Raw genomic sequence first — 14,773 nt, forward strand, 5'->3', positions numbered from 1 at the left:
AACCCAGTTCCGAAATATTGTGAATTACCCTGAAATAATAATGCATTAGCCCAGCCACCCCAAACTGGCACGGGGCTTGCTCCTCCTAAGCCAAATCAGTTTCCAGCCCATGGAGGGGTGTTATGTCAATTAGTGGCGCTTTGCAGACCTCGATCACCGGCCTGAATGGTCAGTCCGCAGCGATCGGCTTTATCTCGGACAACGTCGCGAACGCGAGCACCATCGGCTACAAGAAGGTGGAATCGCGGTTCCAGACGCTGGTGACGCAGTCGAGCGCACAGGCGAATACGCACTCCCCCGGCGGCGTGATCAACCAGCCTTTCTTCTCCAATAATACCCAGGGCTCGATCCAGCAGGTGTCTTCCACCACCTCGATCGCCCTGGTCGGCAGCGGCTTCATCCCGGTCTCGAAGAAAAACGGCACGGACGGCACCACCGGCCTGCCGACTTTCGAAACCACCAGCTATTTCACCCGCGTCGGCGACTTCAACCAGAACAGCGATGGCTTCCTGGTGAATTCCTCGGGCTACTTCCTGCGCGGCTGGCCGATCGATCCGGTCACCGGCGTGGTCGACAGTTCGGCGACCGAGGAAGTGCGCGTCTCCAACCTGCTCGACGCCCCTGTGGCGACCAGCGTGGTCGATTATGCCGCCAACCTGCCGTCCAACGCGCTGGACACGTCGGGCACGCTGCCGGCCACCTTGCCGGCCAGCTCGATCCAGATCTTCGACGCGCTGGGCAACGCCCGCACGCTGAACCTGACCTGGACCCGCACCGGCAACAATGCCTGGGAACTGGCACTGAATGCTCCCGGCGCCGATGCCACCGCCTCTACAACCTCCTTCGGCCCGATCACTGTGGTTTTCGGTGGCTCGATCGCCGGCCAGAACATCTCGCCCGGCACCATCGCCAGCCTCGGCGCCGCAGACGGCACCACGCCGTCGGGTGCCGGCGCCAGCGCCCTGCTGGGTTCGGCAGCGACTGCTGTTAACGACGATGCGTCCATCAGCTTCAGCATCGACTACGGCTCGGGCGGCCAGCAGATCCGTCTCGACCTGGGGTCCTATGGCAACTCGATCGGCACGACGCAGTATGCCGGCGACACGCTGACACTGAATAACTTCCAGCAGAACGGTGTGCCGCAGGGTAACTTCAAGAACCTTGCGATCGACCAGGACGGCTTCGTCTCGGTCACCTTCGACAACGGTAACGTCAAGCAGTTCTACCAGATCCCGGTCGCCAAGTTCCGAGATCCGACCGAACTGGACCGTGTGGCGGGTAACGCCTTCGTCGAAACTCCGAGCTCCGGCGGTGCCGTGTTGTCGCAGTCAGGTTCGAGCGGCGCCGGTGATTATGTGTCGGCTGCCATCGAAGGTTCGAACGTCGATATCGCCGAAGAGTTCTCCAAGCTGATTGTCGCCCAGCGTACCTACTCGGCCAATGCCCGGCTGATCACCGCTGCCGACGAACTGCTCCAGGAAACCATCAATATCCGCCGCTAAGCGTAAACTGGCTGCCGGGCGCTAAACCCGTCCGGCAGCCGACACCACTACCCCAGAAAGGTTCTGTGTCATGTCCTTGAGCGCCGCCCTTAACACTGCCGTTATCGGCCTGCAGACCCTGCAGAGCCAGACGCGCATTGCCGCGGGCAACGTCTCAAATGCCCAGAACCCGGAATACACCCGCAAGCTCGCGACCCTGACCACCCCGGTGGCAGAAGGCCTGCCGCAGTCGGCGCTGATCTCGAGCGTCACTCGCGCGGTCGCCCCGGAAATCCAGCAGGACTTCTACAGCTCCAACGCCGATTACGGCCGCCTGCAGATGCAGCTCGGCTATTCGAAGGAACTTGCCGAAGCGCTGGATGCCACCAACACCACCGGCGACCAGCCGACCATCCTGGCGATGATGACCCGCTTCGAGGATGCCTGGAAGCAGCTGGAAGCCACGCCGGAAAACAACGACTTCAAAAGCCTGGTCGTGCAGCGCGGCAATGAGCTGGCGACAGAAATCCGCCGCCTGAACGGTCTGCAGTCGGAACTGCAGAACCGCGCCCAGCAGAATATCCAGACCGATATCGAAGCGATCAATAACGCGACAAGCAAGATCGCCGAACTGAACCGCAAGATCGCCTCGCTGGCCGCTGCCGGCACTCCGGTCGGCGACCTTGAGGATATGCGCGATGCCGAAATCAAGCGCCTGTCCGACAAGGTCGGCATCCGCACGCTGGAGAATGATCGCGGCGAAGTGTTCGTCTACACCACCGGCGGCGTCCAGCTCGTCGGCACGACGGCCCAGAAGTTTGAATATGTGGAGATCGCCAATCCGCCGACCCACCCGCAGGCCGGCATCTATCTCGAGGGTTCGAGCACCGACGTCACCGGCGGCTTCCTGAACGGATCGACCCGCGCCTCGCTGAATTATCTCGACGTCACCCCGACCGCGCTTGCATCAAGCGATCCGAATGTCGGCGCACTGGCGAAGTTCTTCAATCAGCTTGACGCTTTCGCCGCCAACCTGGTCGACGTGGTGAACAACGCCTATGGCGGCCCCTTCTTCGATTATACCGCCCCCGTCGGCACGCCGCCGGACGAAGCCGGCCTGATCACCGTGGAAAGCAGCATCACGCTCGATCCGAGCACGCTGGATGCCAACGTCGCTGGTGCCGTGCAGCAGGCGATGCGCAACACCACAATGACCAATGCCCAGGTCAACCGCGCCGGCGACCCGAACGGCCTGGTAGTCGCCAATGTCAATATCTTTGGCGTCGCGAACGGCATTCTGTCCTACCAGGCGCGTTCCACGGCAGATAACGAACTGCAGCGCGACAGCGCGGAACGCCTGCAGCACACGCTGGATCAGAAATATCGCAACATCACCGGCGTCAACATCGACGACGAGCTTGCGCAATTGCAGCTTCTGCAGAACAATTATGCCGCGCTGGCCAATGTGATGAACACGATCACGCAGATGTTTGACACCCTTGTCAACATCGGGAGGTAAGTCATGGTTTCGCTCGTAGGCACCACGCAATACGCGACCCAGCTCGATGTCACCCGCAACGTGCGGCTGCTGAACCTGCAGCTGTCGAGGCAGAACCAGCAGCTGGCCGACGGCCGCTATGCCGACGGCCTGATCGGCGTGTCGCAGCGCGCCCAGGAGCTGGGCAATCTCAAGTCTGAAATCGGCACGGTCAACAACTACAAGAGCGCGGTGCAGCAGGCGCAGAACCGCACCAACCTCTACGCTCTCACCATCGAAGAGATCATCGATATCGCCACCGAGGCGCAGGATACGATGATCAAGAATCGCGACCCGTATTTTGCCGCCAGCGCGGCGCCGGACGTGCAGGCCAATCTTCTGCTCGACCGCATCGGCGGCCTGCTGCAGACCAAGGACGGCGACCGCTATCTGTTTGCCGGCACCAACTACACCCAGAACCCGATCAACGGCACGATCTCGGACCTGCCCGCGATCTATCCCGCCAATGCCGTTCCGGGCGTGGACTACAACCCCTTCGCGGCCTTCACGGTTCCGGCTGCTTTCCCGGGCACCTCGCTGTACAACACGGCGAACGACTTCTATATCAACCCGACCGCAGCCGCGCCCGGCACCTACGACGATTTCTACAATTCGGCCGGCACCACCCTGTATACCGACGACAACGAGCAGCTGAGCTATGGTGTGTCGGCGGCCGAAGGCGGCTTCCAGATTCTGGTCGATGCCATCCTCCGCTTCCGCGACGCCACGCAGGATATCGCGGGCAATCCGGATAACTACCAGGTCCGTGTCGACCAGGCGCGCACCCAGCTCAATGAGGCGATTTCCTCGCTGAAGTCGATTGCCTCGCGCAACGGCTACAAGCAGCAGCAGCTGACCGAAGTAATGGAGCGCCATGACCGCTCGCTCGACGTGCTGAAGGTGCGCGTCGGCAGCATCGAGAATGTCGATATCGGCGAGGTTTCGGTCAACATCAAGAACCTGCAGACCACGCTGGAAGCTTCCTACGTGATCACGCGCGACAGCCTGCAGCTCTCGCTGGTCAACTTCCTCCGTTAAGCGGGCTTTTCCGGCTGTTTGCCGGACCGGCGAGCTAGCCCGCCGGTTGCGATTCCGCCACTATTCCCTATATTCCGGGCCATAAACCAGGACCCCGGACGATGGACATTCAGCTCTACAACACCCTCACCCGCCAGAAGGAAATCTTCCGGCCGCTCGATCCGCAGCGGGTGACGATGTATGTCTGCGGCCCCACCGTCTACAACTACGCCCATATCGGCAACGCCCGCCCGGCCGTGGTGTTCGACACGCTCTACCGGCTGATGCAGAAGAGCTTCCCGAAGGTGGTCTACGCCCGCAACGTCACCGATGTGGACGACAGGATCAACAAGGCCGCCAAGGACCAGGGCGTGCCGATCAGCGCGATCACGGAAAAGTATCTGGCGGTCTATCATGCCGACATTGGCGCGCTCGGCGTGCTGCCGCCGGGAATCGAACCCAAGGTGACGCAGCATATCGACGCGATCATCAGCATGATCGAGCGCCTGATGGCCAATGGCCATGCCTACGAGAAGGACGGCCAGGTCCTGTTCCATGTGCCCTCCTTCAAGCAGTATGGCCAGCTGTCGCGCCGCGACCGCGACGAGATGATCGCCGGCGCCCGCGTCGACGTCGCCGCCTACAAGCGCGACCCGGCCGATTTCACCCTGTGGAAACCCTCGGATGCCGACATGGTGGGCTGGGACAGCCCTTGGGGCCGCGGCCGGCCCGGCTGGCATATCGAATGCTCGGCGATGATCGAACGCAATTTCGGCACCGGGCCGATCGACATCCATGGCGGCGGCCACGACCTGATCTTCCCGCATCATGAGAACGAGATCGCGCAGAGCACCTGCGCCCATGACGGCACGCAATTCTGCCGCACCTGGATGCATAACGGCTTCGTCAATATCAACGCCGAGAAGATGTCGAAGTCGCTCGGCAATGTGACGCTGGTGCATGATCTGCTGAAGCTGGCGCCGGGCGAGGCTTTGCGCCTGGTGCTGCTGTCGGCGCATTACCGCCAGCCGCTCGACTGGACCGAAAATGCCGTGAAGGACGCACGTACCCAGCTTGACCGGCTGTATCGCGCCCTGGACTCGCTGAAGGACGTCCAGGCCGCCGAGACGACAGCGCCCGCTGCCTTCATGGCCGCGCTGGCCGACGACCTGAACACGCCCAAGGCACTGGCCGAACTGCACCAGATCGCCAATGCGGCGAACAAGGCGACCGATCCGGCCGAGCGGGCGCGCCTGAAGGGCGAGCTGGTGGCCGCCGGCTGGCTGATCGGCCTGCTGCAGCAGGATCCGGCCGTCTGGCTGAAGGGCACCGGCGCTGCGGATGTGGACGCCGCGGCCATCGAAGCGCTGATCGCCGAGCGCAAGGCGGCACGCGCCCGCAAGGACTGGGCAGAGTCGGATCGCATCCGTGACGAGCTGGCGGCGCGCGGCATCCTGCTGGAAGACAAGGCCGGTGAAACGACATGGCGCGTGGCGTCGTAAGGAGCGCGTCATGAGCGAAGCCGACATCAGGGCTGTACAGGACGAGATCATCGAGGATTTCGGCACCTTCGATGACTGGATGGATCGCTATCGCTTCCTGATCGATCTCGGTCGCGGCCTGCCACCCTATCCCGACGAGCTGCGCACCGACGACTGGCGGGTGAAGGGCTGTATCAATCGCGCCTGGCTGCATGGTGAAGCGCGCGATGGCCGCGTGTATTACCAGGCCAGCAGCGAGTCCGAGATCGTTGCCGGGCTGATCGCGCTGCTGCTGAAGGTCTATTCCGGCCGCACGCCGCAGGAGATCGTCGATACCCCGCCCGAGTTCCTGCAGAAGATCGGCGTGTGGGAAAACATCACCTCGAACCGCATCAACGGCCTGAATGGCATGATCGCGCTGATCCAGGCTGTGGCGAAGGCGGAACTGAAGGCGGCCTAAGCGCCCTGCTTCGCGGCTTCGATCTGGTCGATCGCCTTCACGGCGGCCTCGAACGGCAGCAGTACTGCATTGTGGCGCGCCTTGTGGTCGCGCACCGGCACCAGCACTTCCAGATCGGCAAACACGCCACCGGCGAAATCCGCGCCCGGCGGCGGGCCGTTCTCCTTGAGCATGCTGCGCATCATCCCGACCAGCTGGCGCAGCGTGGCGGTGTCCTGGCCGACGATATGCTGGCCCAGGATGCTGGCGGCCGCCTGGCCGAGCGCACAGGCCCGCACCTGCTGGCCATAGGCGGCCACCCGGCCCTCCGGATCCAGCTTGAGGTCGACCGTGATCCGGCTGCCGCAGAGCGGGCTGTGGTGGGTCACGGTCGCGTCCGGGTTGGCCAGCCGCTCGGTCTGGCCGATATGTGCCGCAAAATTAAGGATTTTTTCGTTGTAGAGGGCGTTCAGCATGGGGCTTAGGCTACTCCTCGGGCGGCCTTGATGCACGATCTTGATGCTTGGCTTGCTGCCCCATTGCCTTGAAGCGGGGGCCACCCGACGATATATAACGGCCCATCTTTCAAGAGCAATCCGGGCGGCCGCTTTCGTAGGCCCGCCCGGCAGGAGCAAAGCCCGTGTTCGCCAAGCGTGTCTCGATTGAGCAGGTTGAAGAAGGCAATGATCTGGCGCCGAAATTCGACGCCGACGGCCTGATCGCCTGCGTCACCACCGCCGCCAAAACCGGCGAGGTCCTGATGCTCGGCTACATGAATGCCGAAGCGCTGCAGAAAACCATCGAGACCGGCGAGGCGCATTACTACAGCCGCAGCCGCAAGGTGCTGTGGCACAAGGGCGCCACTTCGGGTCTGGTGCAGAAGGTGGTCGAGATGCGCATCGACGACGACCAGGATGCCGTCTGGCTGCGCGTGGCGATTCCGGGCGATGCCTCCTGCCATGTCGGCTACCGCTCCTGCTTCTACCGCTCGGTGCCGACCGGCGCGCCGGCCGACCAGATCGAACTCACCTTCGAAGAGAAGGAAAAGATGTTCGATCCGAAGGCGGTCTACGGCGACGCTCCGAATCCTACAATCCTGTAAGATTTAACAATCCCGCCTGCTGTCACGACAGCAGGCGTCCATGCGCGCCACGGCGGCGCAGGCGAGGCTTTGCGGCCGCCTTTCCTGCAACTTTTCAGGCGGCGCAACGTTGATCTCGTGCCCCGGCCGAGCTCGGCCGCAACGCCGTAAAAATCCCATCATATTGCCGTTAACCCGCTTGCCGCCCTATATGAGCCCGGCACCCAGACGACCAGCAATCCAGGAGTGACTGATGACCGCCCCCTTCACGATGAAGCCCCTGCCCTATGCCGATAACGCCCTCGATCCGGTGGTCTCCGCCCAGACCATCGGCTTCCATTACGGCAAGCACCACACCACCTATCTCAATACGCTGAACAAGCTGGTGAGTGAGGATGCGTCGCTGCAGGGCAAGAGCCTCGTGGACATCATCAAGGCGACGCATGGCAAGGCCGACAAGACGGCCGTGTTCAACAATGCAGCCCAGGTCTGGAACCACGACTTCTACTGGGACAGCCTGGCGCCCAAGGGCGGCGGCAAGCCGAGCGGCCGCATCGCCGAGCTGATCAAGGACAGCTTCGGCGACTACGACAAGTTCAAGAGTGACTTCGCCCAGACCGGCGTGACGCAGTTCGGCTCGGGCTGGGCCTGGCTCTGCCTGGAAGGCGGCAAGCTGGTGTTCAAGAAGACCGGCAATGCCGAAAACCCGCTGACCATGACTGGCGTGAAGCCGCTGTTGACGCTGGATGTGTGGGAACATGCCTATTACCTGGACTGGCAGAACAAGCGCCCCGATCACCTGAATGCCTGCATCGACAAGCTGATCAACTGGGATTTCGCCGAAAAGAATCTCGGCTGACGCGCGCCGCAACCCGGACAACGAAAGACAGGACGGTGGGAAACCACCGTCCTTTTTCATGCTGCGCGCGGCCCGACGGCTTTCATAAATCCCTAAGACATTCGCCGCTACAAAGCGGGGTGTAGAAATGGGGCCTTTACGCCCCGCAGCAAAAGGACATTTCCGGCATGCCGCATGACGCACCGCTTATCACGATGCTGGCGCTGGCCTTCGTGATCGCGTTTGCCTTCGGCATGATCGCCCAGAAATTCCACCTGTCGCCGCTGGTCGGATACCTGCTGGCCGGCATTGTCGTCGGGCCGCATACGCCGGGATTCGTTGCCGATACAGTGCTGGCGCAGCAGCTGGCCGAGATCGGCGTGATCCTGCTCATGTTCGGGGTTGGCCTGCATTTCTCGCCCGCCGACCTGATGCGGGTGCGCTGGATTGCCATTCCCGGCGCGATCGCGCAGATGGCGGTCGCCACCCTGCTCGGCTTCGCGGTGGCGCAATTCTTCGGCTGGGGCCTTGGCGGCGGGCTGGTGTTCGGCCTCGCATTGTCCGTGGCCAGCACCGTGGTGCTGCTGCGCGCGCTGGAAAGCCGCAACGAGGTCGACAGCGACCATGGCCGCATCGCCGTCGGCTGGCTGCTGGTGGAGGATATCCTGATGATTGCAGCCCTGCTGCTGCTGCCGGCCTTTGCCGATATGCTGGCCGACCGGCCGCAGGCCAGCAGCGACAGCCTGGCCTACAGCCTGCTGATGACCGTGGTAAAGGTGGCGCTGTTTGCCGCGCTGGCCCTGGTGGTGGGCCGCCGGGTGATTCCCTGGCTGCTGCAGCACGTCGCCGATACCGGCTCGCGCGAACTCTTCACCCTGGCGGTGCTGGCCTGCGCGCTCGGCATCGCCTTCGGCGCCGCCATACTGTTCGACGTTTCATTTGCGCTCGGCGCGTTTTTCGCCGGCGTGATCATGAATGAATCCGATTTCAGCCACGATGCCGCCCAGCGTTCGCTGCCCTTCCAGGATGCTTTCGCCGTGCTGTTCTTCGTCTCGGTCGGCATGCTGTTCCAGCCCAGCATCATCTTCGACGCGCCGCTCGCGGTGCTGGCGGTGCTGCTGATCATCCTGCTCGGAAAATCCGTGGCCGCCTTCCTGATCGTGCTGGCCTTCCGCCACCCGCTCACCTCGGCGCTGACGATTTCGGCCAGCCTGGCGCAGATCGGCGAATTCTCCTTCATCCTGGCCGGGCTCGGCGTGTCCTACGGCCTGCTGCCGCCGGAGGGGCGCGACCTGATCATGGCCGGCGCCCTGCTGTCGATCTCGCTCAACCCGCTGCTGTTCCGTGCGCTGGAACCGGTGGAGGCCTGGCTGCGGGCAAGGCCCGACCTGCTGCGCAAGCTCGGCTCGGAAGAACACAAGGACTGAGTTTCAGTCTCTTCCCCGCCTGGCCAGTGGCCCGTCTAGCCAGTGGCAATATACTGCCGCATTGCCTCGGCTTCCATTTCAGTATCGGCGATGCGGCGCTTGACCACGTCGCCGATGGAAATCATGCCGACCAGCTTGCTGTTGTCCACCACGGGCAGGTGGCGAATCCGGCGTTTGGTCATCAGATGCATCACATCTTCGATGGTGTCGTGACTGGAGCAGACCATCACGTTGCGGGTCATGATGGTGTCGGCGCTCTGCTGCAGCAGATCCGTGCCGATCATGGCCAGACCGCGCACGATGTCGCGTTCGGAAAGGATGCCGGCGATGCCGCCGTCGCTGCGCAGCACCATCACCGCGCCAATACCCTTGTCGGCCAGCTTCTGGCAAACCGTCTCGATGCCATCGTCGGGCCGGACGCTGATCACGCCGGGTGTCTTGTCCTTGAGAATTGCCGCAACGGTCATGGTGTTCCTCCTGGGCTTGCCCGCACTGCGGCGGGTCTGTCGCTATCGATTCGTGAAAATCGTCCTTTCCTGCCGAACGTTGCAGGGGCCCGCCGGGTTCAGCCGATGGGCTGCAATCCGTGGCGCTGCGCTGGAAATCCAATGACGTAAGGTGCTGGCGGCCGCATGGCCATCTGCGAGGGCGCCAGTGCGGACTCCAGTGCAGGCGCGGTCTGGGACGAGCGGACGGTGTTGACCGGTGCTCATGCGGGCCTCCCCGGTGCTGACGCTGCCGATTCCGCCCAGGAGCGATACCTGGGACGGCGCCGGGCGGCACCACCGACAGTCTCGGACAAGCCCGGGGCAATGACAAGACAGTTTGCCGGCCGGTGAAAATGGGCCCATACGGGGGGATTTAAGTATTTGAACCGGCTCCAGCTTTGCCGTGACTCAGCAGGCCGGTGGGAGCCTTGCGGGCAGGGATCGGTTCAGTTAAGGTCCGCGCCGTTTTCGACCCCCGGCCGAGGTTTACGCCTCCAGCCGGTCCTCGCGGAGAGGTGCCAGAGTGGTCGATCGGGGCGGTCTCGAAAACCGTTGTGCGTGCAAGCGTACCGTGGGTTCGAATCCCACCCTCTCCGCCAAATATCCGCTCCAGGATATTGAAATCATTCCCCTGCGTTTCACGCCGGGCGCTCTACCCACAAACGCCAGAAATAAACCGCCGCGGCCCGGCACGGGTCACGCGGCGGTTCGATCTGTGAAACGGATTACATGGCCTTGGCGGTGATGCCCACGGCCTTACCCACGGTGGCGTTCCAGCGGGTCACGCAATCGGCGCCGCAGCGCTTAGCGAAATCCGGCAGGATCGCTTCGGCGAACGCCTTCTTGCGCAGGGCCTGGTCGGCATCGGTGACCGGCACCAGCACCATCTTGGCCGGAGCCCCCTCCGGGCAGGGCGCGGTGCCCGTGTTGCAGGCCACGCCGATCGCCGTCTCGGTGGCCGCCTGCGCGAAGATGTTGTCTTCCAGCACACGTACCTCCTTGGTCATCAGGGCTTGCACGCGGGCGTCCAGCTTGTTCCACCAGGCCAGGTTGGCCGTGGTGGCCGCAAGGCCGAAGTTCACCGGCATCGGCAGCAGATGGGTGGCAGCCTCATGCCATTTCGACTTGTAGCCCGAGAGTGAGCCGGTGATGGCGCAATCCACCACGCCCTTGGCCAGTGCCGGCTGTACTTCGGCAAAGGCGATGTTGAGAGGCGAGCCGCCCAGGTAGTTGACGAAAGACTGCTGCGAGATGCCCGATGCGCGCACCTTCTTGCCCTTCAGGTCGGCCAGGCTGCTGATCTTGTCACGGCAATAGATCACCTGTGCCTGATATGAGCCGAAGCCAAGCAGCTTGACCCCATGCTTGCCTTCATATTCCGCGGCCAGCATGGGGCGCACCACATTGGCCACCTTCTGCAGCTCTTCCACCGAGCCTACCAAGCCCACCAGATCGGCCGATTCATTGATCGGCATTTCACCGGTGTTGTAGTTCAGCACCGTGGTGGCCATCGGCAATGTGCCCTGGCTGACCAGGCGGAAAATCTCGCCGCCCTTCAGGCCCAGTTCGGTAAAGGGCTTGATCTCCACCTGGATGGCGCCGCCGGATTTTTCCGGCATGGTCTTGGTCCAGAACGGCACTTCCTGCTGCGTGTACATCGACAGATTGCCGATCGAGCCGACGAGGTTGAACTTGGTGACCGGCAGGCTCTGGGCCTGCGCGGAGACCGCCAGGCCGAAGGCCGAGGCGAGCACCGCTGAAGCAATAGCCAATCTTTTCATCACTATTCTCCTTGGGTTGATCAATGTTTCGGGTTGAGCAGGTCGGGCAGCCACAGGGCAATACCCGGGAAAGCGATCAGCAGGCCGATCATCACGAGCATCGCGCCGACGAAGGGCAGCGAACCGATGCAGATATCCGAGAAGCGGCCGCCGCCGCGCACCGACTGCACCACGAACAGGTTGAGGCCGATCGGCGGCGTGATCAGGGCCGCCTCCATCAGGATCATGAAGACGATGCCCCACCAGACCGGGTCGTAGCCGAGCGCCGACAGGATCGGCACCACGACCGCCGTGGTCGCAATCATCATCGACAGCGTTTCCATCACGCAGCCGAGCAAAAGATAGAACACGATGATCGCAAGCAGCACCGCAAGTGGCGGCCAGCCCAGCCCGACGATGGCATCGGTGAGAACCTTCACCAGGCCGATGCCGACGATGACGAAATTGAGGAAGAACGCGGCAATGACAATGAGCATCACCATGCAGGTGGTGCGCACCGTCCCCTCGAAGGCACCAAGCAGAACCGGCCAGGTGAGCGCACCATTGGCCGCCGCCAGCGCCAGTGAGGCCATGACGCCCAGGGCGGCCGCCTCGGTAGGCGTGGCGATACCGGCATAGATCGAGCCTACCACGACCATGAACAGTCCGAGCGGGGGCAGCAGATGGATCAGTCCGGCAATCCGTTCGCGCCACAGCGTGGCACTGGCCATCGCCGGGCCGCCCCAGGCCGGGCGCAACAGGCAGAGCAGCACCACGGTGAGCGAGAACAGCCCCGCCAGCATAAAACCGGGCACGAAGCCGGCGGCGTACAGGCTGGTCACGGAGGTGTCGGACAGCACGGCATAGATGATCATGTTGATGCTGGGCGGAATCAGGATGCCGAGCGTGCCACCGGCCGCAATGGTGCCCAGGAAAAGCGGCTGGTTGTAACCGCCTTTCTTCATGTTCGGGATCGCCACCGTGCCGATGGTGGCGGCGGTGGCCACCGATGAACCCGACGTGGCGGCAAAAATCGCGGCGGCGGCGATATTGGTGTGCATCAGCCGGCCGGGCAGCCAGTTGAACCAGGGCGCCAGGGCATTGAACAGCCGCTGGCTCACGCCCGAACGGTGCATCAATTCGCCCATCATGATGAACATCGGCGCAGCCACCAGCACGAATTCCGTGGAAGTGTTCCACGCGATTTCGCCGATTGCACCGGTCATCGGGAAGAAGGCGAACTGACTCTGAAGCGTGAAGCCCAGCAGGCCGAGCGTGGCAGCGACCGGAATGCTCAGAACCAGAAACAGGCATAAGACCAGCAGCGCGTGCAGGATCATTCTGCATCCTTTGCCGGCGCACCGGCTTGCTCGATTTCTTCGCGTAACGTGGCCGGACCGATCAGGTGCTGCACGCCGGCGAGGTCCCCACGCAGCAGCAGGCGCGCCGAGGACCAGGCGATCAGTGCCGCAAACAGCGCAAACCAGATCAGGCCCAGCAGCCAGATGCCCTGGGGCAGGATCAGCGGCACCTGCAGGATGGTGATGGATTTGGCGTCGAGCTTCAGCGATTGCAGCCAGGTCTGCAGCGCATACCAGGCGATCGTTCCGGCCACGACGAGAATGGCCAGATGCGCCACCAGGTCCAGCACCACGCGCGGCAGCAGCGGCAGGCGGTTCGCCACCAGGTCGATGCGGATATTCGATTTGCAGCTCACGGTATAGGCCATGCCGAGCGCCACAGCCGCAGCGAAGGCATACCCGGAAATCTCGAAGCTCTCGACTACGGTGCGGTTGAGGAAGTAACGCAGCACCACATCCAGCGTGATCGAACCGGCACAGCCGATCAGCAGGATGCCACCGCTCAGCCAGGCCAGATAGCGCGAAAGCCGTGCAGCCCAGGACTGCGGCTGCTCGCCACCTCGTTTCATGCAACACCCCCCGGTGCCAGTCGGCCCCTGCCGATTGCTCAAGTCATCCTAGAGAGCAGCCAACAGGCGAACAAGGCAATACTCCGTGCAGCTCCCAACTCCCTCGCATCGCGAGTGGGAAGCCGCTAGCATCACGGTCAGCATGTCCGTCCTGAAACCTTTGCGCCTTGACCCCGCCGGCTATCGGCGCACGCCGTGGAAAAATGGCGGCGGCGTCACCGTTGATATCGCCGACTCTTACCTTCCCGGCGCCGCTGTTGGCAGCTGGGATGGCATGGTCTGGCGCTTTGGCCGCACCCGCATCGAGCAACCCGGTCCCTTCTCCGACCTAAGCGGTTTTGATCGCCACCTGATGGTGATCGAGGGAAATGGCCTGATGCTGCATCCTGCCGAAGCGCCGAGCCTGGATGTACGCCGGCCTTTCCATCCGGTGTCTTTCGACGGCGGCTGGCGCATCACGAGCGAACTCACCCAGGGGCCGGTGGCGGTTCTGAACCTACTGGCGGACCGGCGGCTGGCCGAGACGCTGCTGGAAGTCCACACGGCACCAGCAGCGATGAAACTGCCTGAAAGCACCGGGATCATCTATGCGCCGCTGGCAGCGACGGTTGCGCTCGATGGCGAGGATTACAGCCTCGCGGCAGACGCAGCGATCCGTATCGACGGCGACCTGCCCATGACCGTGGAGGTCAAGGCCGGCAGCGTTGCCATCGCCTGCATCCGCCTGCGCGAACTTCCGTAAACGGTGTTTGCGCAATACTCACAACACAGGCTGTTCACAACACAGGCTGGGTCGCATTGCGCTGCGGCCTGGCAGAAAGCTCCTCCCTCTCCGCCAGACACTTCCCGCCAGATCCGACGCTTCTACCGTGCCTCCGCGCGGCGTTTCGGCGCACGGGTCTGCAGATGATCGAGCAGGCTGCGCAGGCCGGTGGCCATCTCGTCACGGCTCAGCGGCTGGCCCGACACGGCGATATCGTCAGCCTGTACCGGAGCATGGCGCTGTAACGCCATCGCATCTTCATAGGCCTGGTCGAGATTGCCCTCGCCCAGGGCCTCCATCGCGCTTCGGAATTTCACTGACTCAAATGCCCGGGGATCGCGCCCGTCCACCTGCAGGGTGTCGAGGAAAGTCCCCAGCGCCTCCTGCAGGCAGGCGCGCCGCTTAAGCTTCGACAGGCGGCGAAATTTTTCCGGTTCCGGCAGAATTCTGGGCAGAAGACCAGCCATAGTCCCTCCGCTTGCGCAATTCACCCGGACCAAACGCAGCACGGCGCGGTTTGGTTGCACGATC

General features: G+C 63.1%; 15 protein-coding genes and 1 tRNA gene. 10 read left to right on the plus strand and 6 right to left on the minus strand.

Annotated elements, in window-relative coordinates; all coding sequences use genetic code 11:
* The first annotated feature begins 122 nt into the window (after window positions 1-122).
* The 5 genes from FNB15_RS00610 to FNB15_RS00630 all read left to right on the plus strand — a co-directional run bounded on the left by FNB15_RS00610 (window position 123) and on the right by FNB15_RS00630 (window position 5,976).
* A complete protein-coding gene (locus FNB15_RS00610; RefSeq protein ID WP_144066854.1) occupies window positions 123-1,502 on the plus strand; it encodes a flagellar hook protein FlgE in 1,380 nt (459 codons plus the stop codon).
* Between the two features lie 70 nt (window positions 1,503-1,572).
* Entirely contained in the window at window positions 1,573-3,000 is a 1,428-nt protein-coding gene (gene flgK, locus FNB15_RS00615) for a flagellar hook-associated protein FlgK (protein ID WP_144066855.1), read from the plus strand.
* Between the two features lie 3 nt (window positions 3,001-3,003).
* Window positions 3,004-4,056, plus strand: a complete 1,053-nt coding sequence (locus FNB15_RS00620) for a flagellin (protein ID WP_144066856.1) — start codon at window positions 3,004-3,006, stop codon at window positions 4,054-4,056.
* Between the two features lie 101 nt (window positions 4,057-4,157).
* Window positions 4,158-5,537: a cysteine--tRNA ligase gene (gene cysS, locus FNB15_RS00625; protein WP_144066857.1), complete on the plus strand. Its 1,380-nt coding sequence runs from the start codon at window positions 4,158-4,160 to the stop codon at window positions 5,535-5,537.
* Window positions 5,538-5,547: 10 nt separating this feature from the next.
* Complete coding sequence (locus FNB15_RS00630; protein ID WP_144066858.1) at window positions 5,548-5,976, plus strand: SufE family protein; 429 nt, start codon at window positions 5,548-5,550, stop codon at window positions 5,974-5,976.
* Here FNB15_RS00630 and FNB15_RS00635 read toward each other — a convergent pair.
* Window positions 5,973-6,431, minus strand: coding sequence for an iron-sulfur cluster assembly scaffold protein (locus FNB15_RS00635; protein ID WP_144066859.1), 459 nt, complete (start codon window positions 6,429-6,431; stop codon window positions 5,973-5,975). The two genes, FNB15_RS00630 and FNB15_RS00635, sit on opposite strands and share 4 nt — an antisense overlap.
* A 164-nt stretch (window positions 6,432-6,595) precedes the next feature.
* Here FNB15_RS00635 and hisI point away from each other — a divergent pair, with 164 nt between their 5' ends.
* The 3 genes from hisI to FNB15_RS00650 all read left to right on the plus strand — a co-directional run bounded on the left by hisI (window position 6,596) and on the right by FNB15_RS00650 (window position 9,301).
* Window positions 6,596-7,057, plus strand: coding sequence for a phosphoribosyl-AMP cyclohydrolase (hisI, locus tag FNB15_RS00640; protein WP_144066860.1), 462 nt, complete (start codon window positions 6,596-6,598; stop codon window positions 7,055-7,057).
* A gap of 232 nt (window positions 7,058-7,289) precedes the next feature.
* Entirely contained in the window at window positions 7,290-7,895 is a 606-nt protein-coding gene (locus FNB15_RS00645) for a superoxide dismutase (protein WP_144066861.1), read from the plus strand.
* 167 nt (window positions 7,896-8,062) lie between these two features.
* Complete coding sequence (locus FNB15_RS00650; RefSeq protein ID WP_144066862.1) at window positions 8,063-9,301, plus strand: cation:proton antiporter domain-containing protein; 1,239 nt, start codon at window positions 8,063-8,065, stop codon at window positions 9,299-9,301.
* 35 nt (window positions 9,302-9,336) lie between these two features.
* Here the strand turns inward: FNB15_RS00650 and FNB15_RS00655 are convergent, their stop codons facing one another.
* Window positions 9,337-9,768, minus strand: a complete 432-nt coding sequence (locus FNB15_RS00655; RefSeq protein ID WP_144066863.1) for a CBS domain-containing protein — start codon at window positions 9,766-9,768, stop codon at window positions 9,337-9,339.
* Window positions 9,769-10,298: 530 nt separating this feature from the next.
* Here FNB15_RS00655 and FNB15_RS00660 point away from each other — a divergent pair.
* Window positions 10,299-10,388, plus strand: a tRNA-Ser gene (locus FNB15_RS00660).
* A 126-nt stretch (window positions 10,389-10,514) separates the two neighbouring features.
* Here the strand turns inward: FNB15_RS00660 and FNB15_RS00665 are convergent.
* Genes FNB15_RS00665 through FNB15_RS00675 form a run of 3 tightly spaced genes read right to left on the minus strand, consistent with a single transcriptional unit; the run spans window position 10,515 to window position 13,479 of the window.
* Window positions 10,515-11,570: a TRAP transporter substrate-binding protein gene (locus FNB15_RS00665; protein WP_144066864.1), complete on the minus strand. Its 1,056-nt coding sequence runs from the start codon at window positions 11,568-11,570 to the stop codon at window positions 10,515-10,517.
* Window positions 11,571-11,590: 20 nt separating this feature from the next.
* Complete coding sequence (locus tag FNB15_RS00670; protein ID WP_144066865.1) at window positions 11,591-12,889, minus strand: TRAP transporter large permease; 1,299 nt, start codon at window positions 12,887-12,889, stop codon at window positions 11,591-11,593.
* Entirely contained in the window at window positions 12,886-13,479 is a 594-nt protein-coding gene (locus FNB15_RS00675; RefSeq protein ID WP_144066866.1) for a TRAP transporter small permease subunit, read from the minus strand. The genes FNB15_RS00670 and FNB15_RS00675 overlap by 4 nt, the downstream gene beginning before the upstream one ends.
* A gap of 85 nt (window positions 13,480-13,564) precedes the next feature.
* Here FNB15_RS00675 and FNB15_RS00680 point away from each other — a divergent pair, with 85 nt between their 5' ends.
* Window positions 13,565-14,221 (plus strand): HutD/Ves family protein, encoded by a 657-nt coding sequence (locus tag FNB15_RS00680; protein ID WP_144066867.1) that lies wholly within the window; start codon window positions 13,565-13,567, stop codon window positions 14,219-14,221.
* Window positions 14,222-14,343: 122 nt separating this feature from the next.
* Here FNB15_RS00680 and FNB15_RS00685 read toward each other — a convergent pair whose 3' ends face one another.
* Entirely contained in the window at window positions 14,344-14,709 is a 366-nt protein-coding gene (locus FNB15_RS00685; protein ID WP_144066868.1) for a hypothetical protein, read from the minus strand.
* Between the last annotated feature and the right edge of the window lie 64 nt (window positions 14,710-14,773).

Source organism: Ferrovibrio terrae (assembly GCF_007197755.1).
GTDB classification, from domain to species: domain Bacteria; phylum Pseudomonadota; class Alphaproteobacteria; order Ferrovibrionales; family Ferrovibrionaceae; genus Ferrovibrio; species Ferrovibrio terrae.